The 15,994-nt window shown below is 68.7% G+C and carries 20 protein-coding genes and 1 pseudogene; 11 read left to right on the top strand and 10 right to left on the bottom strand.

The features are described from left to right. Window positions 1-174 (bottom strand): annotated as a pseudogene (locus Q7J39_RS06500) (5-aminolevulinate synthase); the annotation flags it as partial. A 133-nt stretch (window positions 175-307) separates the two neighbouring features. Between Q7J39_RS06500 and Q7J39_RS06495 the strand changes: the two are divergent. The 5 genes from Q7J39_RS06495 (at window position 308) to Q7J39_RS06475 (ending at window position 3,148) form a co-directional block, all read left to right on the top strand. Next, window positions 308-673, top strand: coding sequence for a Rap1a/Tai family immunity protein (locus Q7J39_RS06495; protein ID WP_304821650.1), 366 nt, complete (start codon window positions 308-310; stop codon window positions 671-673). Between the two features lie 72 nt (window positions 674-745). Further along, window positions 746-868, top strand: a complete 123-nt coding sequence (locus Q7J39_RS06490; RefSeq protein ID WP_304821647.1) for a hypothetical protein — start codon at window positions 746-748, stop codon at window positions 866-868. A gap of 1 nt (window position 869) precedes the next feature. Continuing rightward, window positions 870-1,337, top strand: a complete 468-nt coding sequence (locus Q7J39_RS06485) for a hypothetical protein (RefSeq protein ID WP_304821644.1) — start codon at window positions 870-872, stop codon at window positions 1,335-1,337. A gap of 54 nt (window positions 1,338-1,391) precedes the next feature. After that, entirely contained in the window at window positions 1,392-2,240 is an 849-nt protein-coding gene (locus Q7J39_RS06480) for a universal stress protein (protein WP_304821640.1), read from the top strand. A gap of 71 nt (window positions 2,241-2,311) precedes the next feature. Beyond that, complete coding sequence (locus tag Q7J39_RS06475; protein WP_304821637.1) at window positions 2,312-3,148, top strand: universal stress protein; 837 nt, start codon at window positions 2,312-2,314, stop codon at window positions 3,146-3,148. A gap of 113 nt (window positions 3,149-3,261) precedes the next feature. Here the strand turns inward: Q7J39_RS06475 and Q7J39_RS06470 are convergent, their stop codons facing one another. After that, window positions 3,262-4,086 (bottom strand): universal stress protein, encoded by an 825-nt coding sequence (locus Q7J39_RS06470; protein ID WP_304821635.1) that lies wholly within the window; start codon window positions 4,084-4,086, stop codon window positions 3,262-3,264. Between the two features lie 26 nt (window positions 4,087-4,112). Then, window positions 4,113-4,775 (bottom strand): helix-turn-helix domain-containing protein, encoded by a 663-nt coding sequence (locus Q7J39_RS06465; protein WP_304821632.1) that lies wholly within the window; start codon window positions 4,773-4,775, stop codon window positions 4,113-4,115. A 238-nt stretch (window positions 4,776-5,013) separates the two neighbouring features. On the opposite strand from Q7J39_RS06465, the gene Q7J39_RS06460 reads away from it, so the two are divergent. After that, on the top strand, window positions 5,014-5,616 hold the full coding sequence (locus Q7J39_RS06460; protein WP_304821629.1) for a LysE family translocator: 603 nt from the start codon (window positions 5,014-5,016) through the stop codon (window positions 5,614-5,616). Between the two features lie 10 nt (window positions 5,617-5,626). Here Q7J39_RS06460 and Q7J39_RS06455 read toward each other — a convergent pair whose 3' ends face one another. The 3 genes from Q7J39_RS06455 to Q7J39_RS06445 all read right to left on the bottom strand — a co-directional run bounded on the left by Q7J39_RS06455 (window position 5,627) and on the right by Q7J39_RS06445 (window position 7,413). Next, window positions 5,627-5,824 (bottom strand): hypothetical protein, encoded by a 198-nt coding sequence (locus Q7J39_RS06455; protein ID WP_304821627.1) that lies wholly within the window; start codon window positions 5,822-5,824, stop codon window positions 5,627-5,629. A 72-nt stretch (window positions 5,825-5,896) separates the two neighbouring features. Next, entirely contained in the window at window positions 5,897-6,409 is a 513-nt protein-coding gene (locus tag Q7J39_RS06450; protein ID WP_304821624.1) for a hypothetical protein, read from the bottom strand. 86 nt (window positions 6,410-6,495) lie between these two features. Further along, a complete protein-coding gene (locus Q7J39_RS06445) occupies window positions 6,496-7,413 on the bottom strand; it encodes a formylglycine-generating enzyme family protein (RefSeq protein ID WP_304821621.1) in 918 nt (305 codons plus the stop codon). 85 nt (window positions 7,414-7,498) lie between these two features. On the opposite strand from Q7J39_RS06445, the gene Q7J39_RS06440 reads away from it, so the two are divergent. The 5 genes from Q7J39_RS06440 (at window position 7,499) to Q7J39_RS06420 (ending at window position 12,553) form a co-directional block, all read left to right on the top strand. After that, complete coding sequence (locus Q7J39_RS06440; RefSeq protein WP_304821617.1) at window positions 7,499-8,218, top strand: class I SAM-dependent methyltransferase; 720 nt, start codon at window positions 7,499-7,501, stop codon at window positions 8,216-8,218. Between the two features lie 5 nt (window positions 8,219-8,223). Continuing rightward, window positions 8,224-9,831, top strand: coding sequence for a GMC family oxidoreductase (locus tag Q7J39_RS06435; RefSeq protein ID WP_304821614.1), 1,608 nt, complete (start codon window positions 8,224-8,226; stop codon window positions 9,829-9,831). 275 nt (window positions 9,832-10,106) lie between these two features. Beyond that, window positions 10,107-11,243, top strand: a complete 1,137-nt coding sequence (locus Q7J39_RS06430) for a zinc-binding dehydrogenase (protein ID WP_304821610.1) — start codon at window positions 10,107-10,109, stop codon at window positions 11,241-11,243. 2 nt (window positions 11,244-11,245) lie between these two features. Beyond that, window positions 11,246-12,187 carry a retroviral-like aspartic protease family protein gene (locus tag Q7J39_RS06425; protein ID WP_304821607.1) on the top strand — a complete coding sequence of 314 codons (942 nt, stop codon included), beginning with the start codon at window positions 11,246-11,248 and terminating at the stop codon, window positions 12,185-12,187. Window positions 12,188-12,274: 87 nt separating this feature from the next. After that, window positions 12,275-12,553, top strand: coding sequence for a helix-turn-helix domain-containing protein (locus tag Q7J39_RS06420; RefSeq protein WP_304821604.1), 279 nt, complete (start codon window positions 12,275-12,277; stop codon window positions 12,551-12,553). A 4-nt stretch (window positions 12,554-12,557) separates the two neighbouring features. Here the strand turns inward: Q7J39_RS06420 and Q7J39_RS06415 are convergent, their stop codons facing one another. The 4 genes from Q7J39_RS06415 to Q7J39_RS06400 form a co-directional block, all read right to left on the bottom strand. Continuing rightward, entirely contained in the window at window positions 12,558-13,082 is a 525-nt protein-coding gene (locus Q7J39_RS06415; RefSeq protein ID WP_304821601.1) for a GNAT family N-acetyltransferase, read from the bottom strand. A gap of 152 nt (window positions 13,083-13,234) precedes the next feature. Then, entirely contained in the window at window positions 13,235-13,708 is a 474-nt protein-coding gene (locus Q7J39_RS06410) for a hypothetical protein (protein WP_304821598.1), read from the bottom strand. 301 nt (window positions 13,709-14,009) lie between these two features. Next, window positions 14,010-14,690, bottom strand: a complete 681-nt coding sequence (locus tag Q7J39_RS06405) for a GNAT family N-acetyltransferase (protein WP_304821595.1) — start codon at window positions 14,688-14,690, stop codon at window positions 14,010-14,012. Between the two features lie 181 nt (window positions 14,691-14,871). Further along, window positions 14,872-15,966 carry a hypothetical protein gene (locus Q7J39_RS06400; RefSeq protein ID WP_304821593.1) on the bottom strand — a complete coding sequence of 365 codons (1,095 nt, stop codon included), beginning with the start codon at window positions 15,964-15,966 and terminating at the stop codon, window positions 14,872-14,874. Between the last annotated feature and the right edge of the window lie 28 nt (window positions 15,967-15,994).

Here is a 15,994-nt window from a genome sequence, read left to right as displayed (position 1 = left end):
GCCCAGATAGTCGTTGGAGCACCAGACGATCACCTCCGACGAGGCGCCGTCATCCCGCGTCCAGGTCGCACGCGGAAACGCTCCACGGTGACGCTTCAGGTCGGCGAAGACCCGGTAACGTCCCTCGGCATGGATCTGCTCCATGGCGCGGCGGAAGGGGGCCCTGAGATCCATTTCGCAAGCTCGCATTGGTCGGGCCAACTTGGCCTCGTTCTCCCTTAGGGTCTGCGGCGGAGATCGCCCTTGATCTGGGTCAAGCTTGCGGTGGATCAAGGCGGATCAGGGCGATCCCTGTGAGCCTTGGGGCATGAACTGGCTCCTGCTCCTTTCGCTTGCGACGGCGATCCCGTCGCCGCCCCCCGGTGTTCAGGGCTTCGTGAGCGCCGAGGATCTGATGGTCCTGTGTGAGCCGCAGGACGACTCCTCGGCCCTGTGTCTCGGTTACCTGGTGGGCGCCCTGGATCAACTGCTGGCGCGCCAGGCGCGCCGGCCGGCCGCGCGGCACACCCTCTGTCTTCCCAAGGGCCTGACCGCCGAGATGATGCGCGACAGTGTCATGGACCGCGTTGCGCGCGACCCTCGGCGCCGTCCCCAGGCCGCCGCCGAGGCGATACGCCAAGCCGTGGAAGCGGAATATCCCTGCCGCGCCTCCGGCGCGCCGGTCGGCCGCTAGACCGATTGACCTCGATCAAGGATGGCGGCGACCGCCCAGGTCAGGCTGTGCGGATCAGTTAGGAGCCCTCAAATGTCGTCCCTTCACATCACCCCCTACCTCGCCATGGTCATCGCCGGATTCACCGCCTTCATCGTCGCGCTGGCCTATGGCCGGATGCGCAGCATGGGCGACGACGATCAGACGAAGTCCTGACATGGTCCCGGCCGTGTTCCTTCCGCTCGCCCCGGCCCCGGCCCCGGCCCCGGCCCCGGCTCCGACCCCAGCGCCCTGGATGCTGGGTATCGCCTACGGCATGGCCCTGCTGGCCAGCGGATGGATTCTCGGTCCCCTGCGCGCGCTGCTTGTGACGCCTCTGATCGGGCCGTTCGCGGCGGTGTTTCTGGAGGCCCCGCTGCTGATCGCGGTGATGATCCTCACCGTTCGCTGGATGGACCGGCGCAACTGGATTGGAGGCCGTCGGCGCGACCGCGCGGCCATGGGCCTGATCGGCGCCTGCCTGGTCCTGGTGGGCGAGGGCGCGGCGTCTCTCCTGATGGCCGACGGCCGCGAGGGCCTGAACACCTTCGTCACGCCGGCCGGGCTGGCCGGGCTGGCGCTGCTGGCCGTCGCCGCCTTGACGCCGCTGTTGCTGCTGGTCTGGCCGACACCGCGCTTGCGATAGGTCAAGGCGGCCGAGGCCCGGGATGCGATGCTCACCCAAGCATTGGAGCGCACCATGAGCCTGCAAGACATCCTGCTTCACATCGACACCTATCCCGAGCCGACCTCGGACGCCGCCATCGACGCCGCCGTCGACGTGGCCGCCCTCCTGGGCGGCCAGATCACGGCCCTGGCCCTGCGCCTCTCGATCCCCGTGCGGAGCAACATCATCGCCGAGCACCTGATCGGCCTGACCGACATGGCGCGGGAGGAGGAGGCCCGGAGCCTGGCGGCCTGCACCCATGGCCTGGACCGCTTCAAGGCGCGCGCGGAGAGCCGCGGCGTGTTCCGCGGGGTGCTGCTGGAGACCACCCAGCTGCCGAGCTTCGCGCAGCATGTCGCTCAGCGGGCGCGGGCCCGCGATCTCTGCATCGTGCCGGTGGGCGGCGCCCTGGATGGGCAGGACGGCGTCGCCGAGACCCTGATCTTCCACTCTGGCCGCCCCGTCCTGTTGATGCGGAGCGACGCAAAGGTCAGCGCCAATCTGGCCGGCGGCGTGGCGGTGCTCGCCTGGGACGGCAGCGTCCCCGCGGCGCGGGCCATGGCCGACGCCCTGCCGATCCTGCGCGGCATGCGGCAGGTCCGGGTCCTGACCATCCTCAACGAAAAGGCCTCGGCGACCGCGGGTCTGGCGCAGGACGCCGCGCGTCACCTGCAGGCCCACGGCATCGAGGCGGTGATCGACGAGGTGGACGCGCAGGGCGAGTTCATCAGCCGGGTGCTGGACAGCTACCTGGCGCGGACCGCCCCGGACCTGATGGTCATGGGCGCCTATGGGCGCTCGCGGCTGCGCGAGGTGATCCTCGGCGGGGCGACCGAACACATGCTTCGCCGCGCCCAGCTTCCGGTCCTGATGTCGCATTGATCGGCCGTTGACGGGGATCAAGGCGAGCCCTTCGCCGGGCGGCCAGGATGAAAGAAACCGGAGGCGAGCCCATGACCTATCGCGACATCCTTGTTCATATCGACGACACGCTGGCGTCAGAGGCGCGGGCCGCGGCGGCCGCCGAGCTGGCGCTGCGGTCCAGGGCGCATCTGGGGGGCGTCTTCCTCAAGAGCGCGTTCCTGCGCAACTACATGGCCGGGGAAGCCCTGGCCTACATGTCGCCCAGCGACATCGACTCGATCCTCAAGGACCACGCCTCGGCGACCTTGAAAGCCTCGGAACGCGGTCGCGAGATCTTCGAGGCCGCCGCCGCCAAGGCCGGGGTGTCCTCCGAGTGGATGGTGATCGATGGCGACTTCACCGCCCCGATGTCGGCCTGCGCGCGACGGTTCGACCTGACCGTCTTCCCCACCATCGCCTGCGCGGCGCTGGGCCAGCACACCATCAGCGCCGCCGATCTGGGCCTGACGAGCGGCGGCCCGGTGCTGGTGGTCCCCGAGCACGGGGTCACGCGGAATGTGGGCAAGCGGGTGTTGATCGCCTGGAAGGGGACACGAGAGTCCGCGCGCGCCCTGCGCGACGCCTGGCCCCTGGTGATGGGCGCCGAGCAGGTCCACATCCTGGTGGTGTCGCCGCACGGTGAAGACGGTCCGGACGGCCTGCTGCAACGCCACCTGGAGCGCCACGGCCGTGAGGCCAAGCTCATCATCGATCGCAGTCACGACGCCTCGGCCGCCGCCATCCTGCGCGGCCATGTGAAGGCGCTGGACATCGATCTGGTGGTGATGGGGCTCTTTGGCCGCGGCCGCCTTCAGGAACTGGTCCTGGGCGGGGTGAGCCATGACATGGTCAGCGATCCGCCGACCGCCCTGCTGATTTCCCACTAGGCAAAGCTTGCGACATCCCGCCTCGGGCCGACGCCCGGGCGGGATGAATCCGATCTGATGGAGGTGGCGACTGGGCCTGAGCGGGCTAACCGGGCTCCACCTGGCCCTTGGTTCTAGTGGCTGAAGAGCACGAACCGCTCGGGCTGGTGCAGCAGGGTGTGGGTCACCCCGCCCAGTATCCATTCGCGCACGCGACTATGGCCGTAGGCTCCGGCGACGATGAGGTCGGCGCCCAGGGCCTGGGCCTCGATGTTGAGCTCGGCGCAGGCGCGGTCGGCGGGCGCGATCCGGGCGCAGGCCCGAGCTGTCACGCCGTGAGATTTCAGGTGCTGCGCCACAGCCGCGGTGGCGGCCTGCGCGTCTTCCATCTCGGGCGTGGCGCAGGTCGCCATGACGACAACCTCCTCGGCGCGCTTGAGCAAGGGCAGGGCGTCGGCGACGGCGCGGCGCGCTTCCCGGCCGTCCTTCCAGGCCACGACGACCCGCTCGGCGCGAAGCTCTCCGCCAGTGGGCGGCGCCACCAGGACCGGGCGGCCGCTGGTCATGATCAGGTCGGCGGTGTCGGCGGCCCGCAGGCTCGCCGCGCCGTCGAGCGGCGCACCGCCGGCGATGATCAGGTCAGCCGAGCGCGCCATTCGCGCGAGCGCCAGGGCCGGCGCCTCGTGGGAAATCCCCCAGTCATGCTGGACGGTGGCGGCGGCCTGGCGGAACTGACGCTCGGCGGCTACGAGATCGGCCTCCACCTGCTGGCGGACGATGTCGGTCCAGTCGGGCGCCGCGAACCCGTAGGGGTCGCTGACGGCCATCCAGTCGTACATCTCGGCGCCCAGTCCCAGCAGGGCGGCGTCGAGGCGCTGGGCAAGGGCCGCGGCGGTCGCCAGCCGTGGGGCGGCGGCCGGATCGGCTTCGGCATGAACCAGAAGGGTCTTGTAGCTCACGGCGAAACCTCGCGGTTGGCTTGGCTCTATTCGGCCATGCGGGCGAGGGCGCAGCGATTGCTGATCCTGAAGCTGCGGGCGCCGGCGAATTCGACCACCAGGGCGCTCTGGAGTTGGGTGAGCATCCGGGAGACGGTCTCGATGGTCAGGCCCAGATAGTCGGCCATGTCCTGGCGGCCCATCGGCAGGGTGATCGACTCGGTGGCGCGGCGGTTGGCCAGATCCATCAGGAAGCTCGCCACTCGCTCGGCCGCGGTCTTGCGGCCCAGCAGCAGCAGGTGGTCCTGGGTGCGGTCCAGTTCGCGGTTCGTGGCGGCCCAGGTCATTCGGCCAAAGGCCTCCTCGCCGGCCACGGCGCGCAGGGCCGAGGCCTTGACCACCAGGATGACGCAGTCGCTGAGGGCTTCGGCCGAGAAGCGGTGGTGGCCGCTGGCCTCCACGCCGAACATCTCGTCGGGATAGTAGAAGCCGCCGATCTGCCGGCGTCCGTCGCTCATCACCCGGGTGGTGCGCACCGCGCCGCTGACGACGCGATAGATCAGGTCGGCCTCTTCGTCCTGGCCGTAGATCTCTTCGTCTTTTGCGAAGGCCATGCGGACACCCATGCTCATCATGATGTCCGCCGACACCTCGCGAGGCTCGGCGATGCGGGTCATGGTGGTGTCGTCGAAGCGGTGCGTCTGGGGCATCAGCAAGTTCCCTTGTTCGATGACCCATGGCTAAGGCTTGTGAGGCGAGGCCGAAATTCGGGACCTCCCCCTAAGTAGAGCTACGGAGGCGGCCGCCTTGGGGATTGACGCACCTCAAGGCATCGCGTTTCGGTCCGGCGCCCGGTGAGGTTTCATCAGCGCCGCGGGTTCGCGGCCGATCCGGCAGGAGGTCCCCATTCCCCTCGATCCACAGCTTCTCCCCGGCTTCCTGCTGACCGTGGTTCTGATCGAACTGACGCCCGGCCCCAACATGGGTTACCTGGCGATCGTCGGAAGCCGCTGGGGACGCGGGGCGGGGCTGGCCACCATCGTCGGCGTGACCACGGCGTTCGCCCTCTATCTGCTGGCGGCGACGGTCGGGCTGACGAATATTCTCCTGCTCATACCCAGTCTGTATCAGGCGCTTCAATGGGCGGGGATCGGCTACATCGCCTGGCTGGCGGTCGATACCTGGCGCGCGAGGTCGGGTGGCGGTGCGGACGGGGCGGCGGGGGAGCTTCCCGCGATCCGCCACTTCCTTCGCGGCCTGATGGCCAATCTTCTCAATCCCAAGGCGGCGGTCTTCTACATCGCCCTGCTGCCGGGGTTCACCAATCCGCGGCTGGGACACCTGACGGAGCAGGTTCTGTGGCTTGGGGGCGCTCACATCCTCATCAGCGTGTTGATACACACCGCCATCGTCCTGACTGCGGCGCAGTTCGCGCCGGCGCTCTCGGGCGCTTCGGGAAACGGCGGCGCGCGGACCTTGCAACGTGGCTTCGCCCTCGCCCTGGGCGGTGTCGCTGTGTGGCTTGCCTGGGAGACGTTGGCGGCCCGCTAGATCCTCCTGGTCAGTCCTCGACGGGGTAGGGCGCGAGACGCTTCTTCAGGCCCCCGGATTCCGGGTCCTCAGCCGCCTCTTGCTTGGCGGCGTCCGCCGACCGCCGCGATGTGGGGGTGAAGAGCTGCACCACCGCCATGGCGGCGGCGACCAGAAAGCCGAATCCGTCGCGGATCGGATGCTTCAGATCGTTGGGCTTTGAGGTCATCGGGAACTTCCTTCCTCTCCTCCATAGCGCCTCGCGGCGCGGCGCCCTTGACGTCGATCAACTGGCTTTGCGCTAGTGGAGGGTGGGCAGCGCCCCGGTCCGGGGAACGGGTTCGTCCGGGACGGGCTGGGGGTCGGCGAGGCGCGCCGGCAGCGGCCAGCCGTCGGCGGCCAGCGCGGCGTTCAACCGGCGCCCCATCTGCACCACCAGCTGGGTGTCGAAGAGCAGCGGCGAGAGGAGCGCGTGGGCCATGTCGGGGGCGACGGGGGAGACGCCGCAGGCGACGATCAGGCGCTGGGCGTCGGCCAAGGCTCCGCCGCAACCGGGACATTCGATCTGCAGGGGCCCTCGGCAGGCCGCCTCGATGGCGTGGATCCAGGCCACGAACAGCGCCGAGGCGCGGGCCGAGGCCTTTTGAGTCAGCAAGGGGACGACCTCGTCTTGAGGCGGCCGCCCCGCCGCCCGCAGGCCCGCCCAGCCGCGCAGGGCGGCGAACAGCAGCCGCTCGGCCGGGCTCAGCGGATTGCGCGGCGTCTCGTCCTCGGCTTCATCCCGCGGAGCCGCCATGTCGCCAAACCGCTGCATGTCGATCTCCCACCTGTCTTGCGAACCATTCTCAAGAGATGGACCGCGCATACTTGCGAGTCAATCTCAACAATGGCGTTGCTTGATCAGGGGCGGACGACGCAGCGGAAGCCGACGTGGGAGGTTGAGCTGTCGATGCTCTGGGCGTGGCGGGCCGCGGGGCGGTAGCGGCGGCAATAGGAGGGCGCGCAGAGGTGTGAGCCCCCCTTCAGGACCTTGCGCGGGATTGTGGGGGCGTCGGGATCAAAGGCCTCGGCGCAACAGGTCGAGGCGGCGGGAGCGTGCGTCGACCAACTGTCGCGCGTCCACTCCCAGACGTTGCCGATCATGTCGGACAGGCCGTAGCCGTTGGCCGGGAAGCTGCCGACCTTCGAGGTGCGGAACCGGGGCTTCGTGCTCTGATGCGGGAACGGTCCCTGCCAGGTGTTGGCCATGAGCTTGCCGTTGGGGCTGAGTTCGTCGCCCCAGGCGAACTCGGTGTCGGCGAGGCCCCCGCGCGCGGCGAACTCCCACTCGGCCTCGGTGGGCAGATCGGCGCCGGCCCAGGCGGCGTAGGCCTCGACGTCGGCCCAGGCGACGTGGACCACCGGGTGCTCCCACAGGCCCGACAGGCTGCTCTGCGGTCCCAGGGGATGGCGCCAGTCGGCGCCGGCCAAGTAGCACCACCAGGCGCCCGGATTGTCCAGGGCGACGGCACCGGCGGTGGTGGTGAAGACCAGGGAGCCGGCCACCAGGGTTTCCGGCGGCGCGCCCGGATAGTCGGCGGGGTCAGGGGGCGTCTCGGCGAAGCTGGTCCAGCCGGTCTCGCGGACGAAGCGGGCGAACTGGCGGTTGGTGACCGGCGCGGTGTCGATCCAGAAGCCGTCCACCGCCGCGTCGCGGGCCGGCGCCTCCTCGGCATAGTGATGGTCGGAGCCCATGCGGAAGGCGCCGCCGGGGATCCAGGTCATGCCCGCGCGGCGCGCGCCCGGCGCGATGGCGGGATCGGATCTGGTCTCTCGCATGGCCGCTCCCTGTCGCGCATTGTCACCACCGACGCCAAACCGTATCGCTCAAGGCGCGGGTCATGGCGACTCAGGGGATTGGGGCATGGCTGATCACGAGGCGTGGTTCGCGGCCGGCGGCGGCATGGAGAGCGTGGCGGGCTTCATCTCGCCCCGTTCGGCGCGCACCTTCTCGACCCTGCTGTCCTGGCAGTTGCAGGCGGGCCTGCGGGGCTCGCTGGCCGAGATCGGCACCTATTATGGCAAGACCTTCGTCGGCATGGCCCTGGCCGCCGGTGAAGACCGGCTGGTGGGGGTGGACGTCTTCGAGGGCGATATCGCCGAGGTGCTGGTGGACCACCTGAACCGCGTGGTCGGCCCGCATACGGTGGCCAACATCCGGTTCGCCAAGGCCGACTCCCGCACCATCGACCCGGCCGGCTGGGCCGAACTGCTGGGCGCCCCGGCGCGCTTTGTCCATATCGACGGCGACCACGCCTATGAGGCGGTGTTCAACGATATCCAGCTGGCTGCCAGCCACCTGGTGGAGGGCGGCATCGTCGTCATCGACGACTACCTGCACGACTGGTTCCCGGACGTCACCGAGGGGATCATCGACAGCCTGCGCCAGGCGCCGAACCTCTATCCGGTGGCGGTGATCCCGCGGTCTGGCCCCTTGATGGGCGGCGGCACCAAGCTGGTCTGCACCACGCAGCATGCCGTGGAGCCCTGTTTCCGGCTGATCCAGGCCACCTTGCCGGAGCTGACCTTCCGCGCGGCGCGGATCGCCGACCGGCAGGCCCGCGCCTTCATGAACTACGACTAGGGCGGATGTCGGATCCCTTCGACTACATCATCGTCGGCGGCGGATCGGCCGGCTGCGTCCTGGCCAACCGGCTGTCGGCGGACCCGAAGACGCGGGTTTTGGTGCTGGAAGCCGGCGGCAAGGACGACTGGATCTGGTTCCACATCCCGGTGGGCTACCTGTTCTCCATCGGCAATCCGCGCGCCGACTGGATGTTCGAGACGCAAGCTATTCCGGGGCTGGATGGCCGCAAGCTGGCCTATCCGCGCGGCAAGGTGATCGGCGGCTCCTCGGCCATCAACGCCATGATCTACATGCGCGGCCAGGCCGCCGACTATGACGGCTGGCGGCAGATGGGGCTCGCCGGCTGGGGCTGGGACGATGTCCTGCCGCTGTTCCTGGCCCAGGAGGACCATATCGCCCCGCAGGGCGACCACCACCGCAGCGGCGGCGAGTGGCGGGTGGAGCATCCGCGCATGCGCTGGGACGTGCTGGACGCCTTCTCCGCCGCCGCCGAGCTGGCGGGGATCCCGGCCGTCGCGGATTTCAACGGCGGCGACAATGAGGGCGTCGGCTATTTCCAGGTGAACCAGAAGGCCGGGCGGCGCTGGAGCGCGGCGCGGGGGTTCCTCAAGCCGGTGCTGACCCGGCCGAACCTGAAGCTGGTGACCGGCGCCCAGGTGAGCCGGGTGATCATCGAAGACGGCCGCGCGGTGGGCGTGGCCTGGACCCAAGGGGGCGAGGCTTTCGAGGCCCGCGCCGAGGGCGAGGTGGTGCTGGCGGCCGGCGCGGTGGGCACGCCGCAGATCCTGGAGCTGTCGGGGATCGGTGACGGCGGACGGCTTTCGGCGCTGGGGATCCCGACCGCGCGGCATCTGCCGGGGGTGGGGGAGAACCTGCAGGATCACCTGCAGATCCGGCCCTATTACGGGGTTACCGGCGTGCCGACCATGAACGAGCTCTATGCCTCGTGGTGGCGCCGGCCGCTGATGGCGGTGGAGTTCGCCCTGTTCCGCAGGGGGCCGATGTCGATGGCGCCGTCGCAGCTGGGCGCCTTCGCGAGGTCTTCGCCCGAGGAGGCGACGCCCAACCTGCAGTTCCACGTCCAGCCCCTGTCGCTCGAGCGGTTCGGGGAGGCGCTGCACGTGGCGCCGGCCATCACCGTCAGCGTCTGCAACCTGCGTCCCGCCAGCCGAGGCTCCATCCATGCCGCCAGCGCCGATCCGGCCGCAGCGCCGCTGATCCAGCCCAACTATCTCTCCACGCCGCAGGATGAGCAGGTGGCGGTGGACGCCATGCGCCTGGTTCGCCAGATCGTCGCCCAGCCGCCCCTGGCGCGCTTCTCGCCGGTGGAGCGGCGGCCGGGCGCGCAGGCGCAGAGCGACGAGGAGCTGCTGGCGGCGGCGCGGACCCTGGGAACCACGATCTTCCACCCGGTGGGGACGGCCAGGATGGGCCTGGCGAGCGACCCCGGCGCGGTGGTGGACGCCCGGCTGCGGGTGCATGGCGTGGCCGGCTTGCGGATCGCCGACGCTTCGGTGATGCCGACCATCACCTCGGGCAACACCAACTCGCCCACCATGATGATCGCCGAGAAGGCCGCCCGCATGATGATCGAGGACGCGCGTAGGTGAGGGTCGATAGCGTCAACTGAACCCACGACGTCATCCCGGGTCTCCCCTGCGGGTCGCCCGGGATGACGGAAGTTGCTGTTCTGAGAGCGGAGTGCGCCGCCTCATCCAAGCGGTCCCTGACCAGCCAGCTGTCCCGCAAGCGGAGAAGGCTAGAGATTGGCGAACAGGCTTGAGAATTTGCAGGTCGGGCTCGCAACGGGGCTCTGCGACCCCTAAGTGAAGGCGACACGCGCTTGCAGCGCGAAAAAGACCACAACACGGGATTGGAAACGCAGATGAGCAACGAAACTCAAGGGCTGGAGCTGCGCTCCCTGGTGAAGTCCAGCGGCGAGCTGGAACTGTCCCTGGCCACGGTCTCGCACCCCGATCCCGGCCCCGACGAGATCCTGGTCCGGGTCCAGGCCTCGCCGATCAACCCTTCGGATCTGGGTTTGCTGCTGGGCCCCATCGATGTCGCCCAGGCCAAGAGTTCGGGCCCGGCCGACCGTCCGGTGACGACAGCCCCCATCCAGCCCAACTTCATGCGCGCCATGGCAGCGCGGGCCGATGAGTCCATGCCGGTCGGCAACGAGGGCGCGGGCGAGGTGATCAAGGCCGGCGCCAACGCGCAACACCTGCTGGGCAAGACCGTCGCCATGCTGGGCGGGGCCATGTACGCCCAGTATCGCCTGCTGAAGGCCGCCGACGTCCTGGTGCTGCCGGCCGGCGCCACCGCCGCCGACGGCGCCTCGTGCTTCGTCAATCCGCTGACCGCGCTGGGCATGGTGGAGACCATGAAGATGGAGGGCCACAAGGCCCTGGTCCACACCGCCGCGGCCTCCAACCTCGGCCAGATGCTCAACAAGGTCTGCCTCAAGGACGGCGTGGATCTCGTGAACATCGTCCGCAGCGCCGAGCAGGCCAAGATCCTGAAGGACATCGGCGCCAAGTACGTCGTGGACTCCACCGCGCCCGACTTCATGGAAGAGCTGATCAAGGCGCTGGCCGCCACCGGCGCGACGCTGGCCTTCGACGCCATCGGCGGCGGCAAGCTGGCCGGCCAGATCCTCAGCGGGATGGAGGTCGCCGCCAACATGACGGCCAAGACCTACAGCCGCTATGGCTCGACCACCTACAAGCAGGTCTACATCTATGGCGGCCTGAACACCTCACCCACCGAGCTGAACCGAGCCTTCGGCATGTCGTGGGGTCTCGGCGGCTGGCTGCTGACGCCGTTCCTGATGAAGGTCGGCGCCGAGGCGGCCGGCAAGCTGCGCCAGCGGGTGCTGGACGAGCTGAAGACCACCTTCGCCAGCCACTATTCGCACGAGATCTCGCTGGCCGAGGTCCTGAACCCCGAGATCATGGCAGGGTACAACCGCCGCGCCACCGGCGAAAAGTACCTGATCAACCCGAGCAAGGGTCTTTCCTAGCGATGGATGAGGGGCTGACGCGGCGCGGCGCGGCCTCCGCGCTGGGCGGCGCCCTGCTGATGGGCGGAGGTCTGGCGCACGCCCAGACCCCGCCCGCGGCGGCCCCGGCCATCACGCCGGACGATCAGGCGAGCCTCGAGCCCACCCAGGTCGCCAGCGGCAAGGACGCCTTTGCGCGCATCACGGTTCCGGTGACGATCAACGGCCAGGGTCCCTTCGACTTCATGGTGGACACCGGCGCCAACCGCTCGTGCATCTCCACGACCCTGGCCGCCAGGCTGGCCCTGCCGGACGGGGACAAGGTGGTGGTCAACACCATCATCGGCCGGCGCACCCGCCAGAGCGTGCTGGTGGATCGCCTGCAGGTGGGAACCCGCGCCCAGCGCGCGGTGAAGGTGCCGGTCCTGCCGTTCGTGGGGACCAATATCGAGGGCCTGCTGGCGGTCGATTGGCTGCGGGGTCAGCGCCTGGTGCTGAACATGGCGGAGAAGCACGTCGCCATCACCAGTTCCCGGCGCGACGTCAGCACGAGCAAGAGCGTGGTGGTGCCCGCCCGCAAGCGCATCGGGCAACTGACCATCGTCGACGCCGACCTGGGCGCCAAGCCGATCAGCTGCATGATCGATTCCGGGGCCCAGCTCTCCCTCGGCAATCCCACGCTGCGCAAGCTGCTCGACCCGCGGATCGAGGGGAAGCTGGAGAAGGTGACCATGGTCTCGGTGACCGGGGAGACCTTCGTGGGGGATATGCTCTACCTGCCGTTCCTGCGGGTGGGCGGCGTGCAGCTGGGCAACGTGCCGGTGGTGTTCGCCGACCTGTCGGTGTTCAGCCTGTGGGGCCTGGCGGACAAGCCCGCCCTGGTGCTGGGCATGGACCTGATGGCCGAGTTCGCCGTGGTGTCCCTGGATTTCGGCCGCTCCACCGTGACCTTCGAGATCGCGTAGCGTCCGCCGGCGCCTCATGTCCGCCTTGGCGCACGCACGATAATAGTATGTAGTGCAAACGAATGTCGCGGCGGTGAGGAGAGAATGATGCAGGGTCGTCAACCGAACCCGGTGTTCAGCGACGAGTACCAGCTGCTGCGGGAAATCCTGGTGGAGGCGCGGCAGGCGGCCGGCGTCAGCCAACGGCGGCTCGGCGCGCGGATCGGCAAGACCGCCAGCCACGTCTGCATGATCGAGACCGGTCAGCGGCGGATCGACACCCTGGAATTCTACAAGGTCGCTCGCTCCGTGGGCGTGGAGCCGGTGGCGCTGTTCGAGCGGCTGTCGGCGCGGCTGGACGGGTTGGCCAAGGCCGGCGAGGTCTGATCGGCTACAGCGCCTTCTCCAGCACGACGAAGGCCAGATCATCCCGCAGGGGATCGCCGAAGCGGTTGTCGCCATAGGGGAAGGACCGCGTCTCGCCGGTGGGGTCGTAGCCGCGGCGGCCGTACCAGGCGATCAGGGTGTCGCGGATATTGACCACGGTCATGCGGATGCGCCGCGCGCCCTTGCGCTCAGCCACCGCCTCGGCGGCGTGCAGCAGGGTGCGGCCCAGGCGCCGGGCCTGGAGGTCGGGGCGCACGGTGAGCATGCCCAGATACCAGACACCGGTTTCCGCCGGCTCCAGCCAGACGGTCCCCAGCAGCGGCGTGTCCGGATCGTCGCGCCACATGAACAGCGCCGCGCCCGGCGTCTCGGCGAGATCGCGGGTCAGGGTCGCCAGATCGGTGCGCTGGCCCTCCAGATAGTCGGCCTCGGTGGTCCAGCCCTGGCGGGAGGTCTCGCCGCGATAGGCGGAGTTCACCAGATCGACGATGGCGGGCAGGTCGGCGGCGGTGGCGGGATAGAGCGGCATAGGCCCCTAAAGTCACGGGTCGAGCTTCGCCGCAAGATGCTCCAGGGCGTGTCCTCAAAAGCGGAAGGCAGCGACGCCGCGGCGGCGACGACCGACAAGCTGACCCTGGGAATGTCAGAGATGGGTGGGGTGCAGACGTCCGTGGATTTGCGTCATCGCCCGAGCTTGCGGGTCGTCTTGGCGGTCAGCGTGCTGAACCGGAACAGGTGTCCGGGTGCTCCAGGCTCTGCCCCACGGAGTTCGAGGGTGACCCCGGCGGGCCCTTCCGGTGTCTCCAGGCGGCGCACAATCGGATCATAACCGGTTCTCACGGGGGCCGGGTTGAGGGCTGGTACCTTCTTGCGGGCGGCGGCCATAGTCGTTTTGAACGTGCGCTCTACCGGAGCGCCATAGGTGAAGACTTCGCACTCGCCGGGCGAAGGCTCTGAAATCACCATCAGTCCGCGCGCGGAGGCAATTTCCCAGATGTTTCCGTTCGGGTTCGGCGTCCTCACCATCTCCCGCAATTCAGGGCTGGCAACGGTCAGTCGGGCACGAACAGCCGGCGGCAGGCCGGGGATTCCGCCGCCGCTCAGAGACGCTTCTAGGCACACATCCACGGCGGCCTCAGCGAATGCAGCGCTCACCTCAGCAGGTGTCGCCGCGATTGCCTGTGTCGCGACACCGCCAACCAGCGCTGATGCTAGACCAGTCATAACGAGCCGTCTGTGCATCAAAATCCTCGCTTAACTGCGCTGTTGCCGATCTATCCGAGCAACACTTCTTCATCGTCTCATCCGAGCACGATCTTAGAGGACAGGAAGGACGTTCGCCACGGTCCGGTGGTGATCGGCTCCGGTCACCGGTTGAGCCCACCCCTGAAAGCGGACATTCGGCCTTGAGCCCGGCTGCGGACCTTCTGAACTTCACCACTGGGTGGTTAGGCCGTCAGGATGCAAGGGTGCCATAGACAGAGAACTCGCTGCCGATGAGGGTGAGGCCGAGGCGCGCGGCAACCTTCTGCGAGGCGATGTTGTCGAAAGTGGTTGCGTAGTACGGCTCCGCGCCGTTGGCGCGGACAAGCTTTGCCCAACCCATCACAACGCGCTCCGCGAGACCTCGCCCACGATAGGACGGTGCCGTCTCGACACCGGCACAATGGACAGTCTCGGATGATTTCACGGTTGCGCAGACGGAAACTGCTCGTCCATCCACCATCGCTGCAACCATCAGCGCTCCGTTCTCGGCGTCCTCCACCCATTCGTCGAGGGCCCCCCCGAGTAGGCCAGAGTTCCCTCTCCCGATCGTAATGCAGTCGGGATAGTTGGTTAAGCTCTCGGGGAAGCAGAAGAGCGGCCCGGCGCGGACGGCTGTGAGGGCGGATACATCTGCCGCCAACGACAGGTACCGCGCGTATTCTTCTGCCCATTTCCCCGGCCTGCCTCGGGGCGAGGCCGCCAACGCCGTCAAATGGGCCGCCGTGGAATCCGGCATATTCGCGTGGCACCGGCAGATTGCGCCATCAGGTGTCCTCACGACGTGCAGCAGCGGCGACGCGCCCACTAGGCGACCACGTTGATTATGCTGAAACATAGCCTCGACCAACCGGCCGAGCTTCTCATCATCCATACCTATGCGTTTCCATCGCCTCGTCTGCGGCCAAGCTACCGGCTGAAGCCGACGTCACCAACGTCGCTTTTGGGTCGGATGCAGAAGTCGGACGCGAGCCCGACAGCGGACGTTCGACCTGATCGCCGGGAGCAGCCCCTCCGAACTTCCGAGAAGGGTGGAGAGCTGCCGTTCAACGCTCTCACACGGTGAGCCGCTCACCTAACGCCACCCCCAACTCCGCCAGCGCCGCCCCCACCGCCTGCGCCGGATATCCCGACGCCGGCGCCTCCTTCGTGCCAGGCAAGGCGAGCAGGAAGGCGTCCATGATCGCCGCCACCGGCGCCTCGCGGGCGAGGATCGGGCGCACGGCCGGCGGGCGCCGCTTCGCCGCCTTCAGCCACCGGGCATAGGCCCAGCGGGCATAGGCGCTGTCATAGTCGGCGTGGGCGGCCAGGAACGCCCGCTCTTCCGCTGAGAGATCGAACCCCGACCCAAGCGCATAGCCAAAGTCGGCGAGGTAGAGGTCTTCGCCGTCGGTCAACAGGTTGCGGGCGTGCAGGTCGAAGTGGAAGAGGCCCTGCCTGTTCATGAAGGCGACGGCGCCCATCCACTGATCATGCGCGGCTGCGAGCTTCGCGCCCCTCGGCCGCGCCGCTTGCAGCCAGGTCTCCAGGTCCCGGCCTACGAATTCATGGATCATCACGATATTGGCCGGCGCGCGGGTCACCTCATCTACCCTGGCGATGATCGCCGGGTTTCCCGACCAGAACGCCGGGATCCGCGCCAGCCAGGCCTGCTGCCGCTCGCTGAGCTTCGGCGCCGTGCGCGGCAGCACTCGCGCATGGTGCAGGATCGGAAAGTGTGGGCACGCTCCGGCCAGCGCCCAGCCGCTCGTCATCCGGGCGGCCGCCAGCTCCCGCCCCGCAGCGAAACCCGCCGAACCCACAGCATATTGGTAGAGGCTGGGCAGGCCGAAGAGATCAGCGGTGACGCTTCCCGCCGGCCCGGCGCCGAGCTCGCGCCGGGTCAAGGCCATGCGCTTGGCGAACACCCTGTGGCCCGCGAAATCCAGGATCGCGCTCTCGCTGCCATGGAAGTTGACCCGCCAGTCCGCCGCGTCCAACAGGACCGTTAGGTCGCCGTCGCTGAACGCCGCGAGGGCTGTCGCCGCCGCCTCATGCGCCCGGCTCCGGCGTTCAAGTTTCTCCGGTCCCATCGTGGCGATCCCCCAACCAACACCAACAGCACGGCGACCTGGGCAGTTGCCGGCAAGTAAAGTCGCCGCTTCGGACATACAGTTCGCGTCGCTCTCTGCGTCACGA

The sequence above is a fragment of the Phenylobacterium sp. genome (assembly GCF_030651185.1).
Lineage (GTDB): Bacteria > Pseudomonadota > Alphaproteobacteria > Caulobacterales > Caulobacteraceae > Phenylobacterium.
This window is presented reverse-complemented; position numbering and strand designations above follow the sequence as displayed.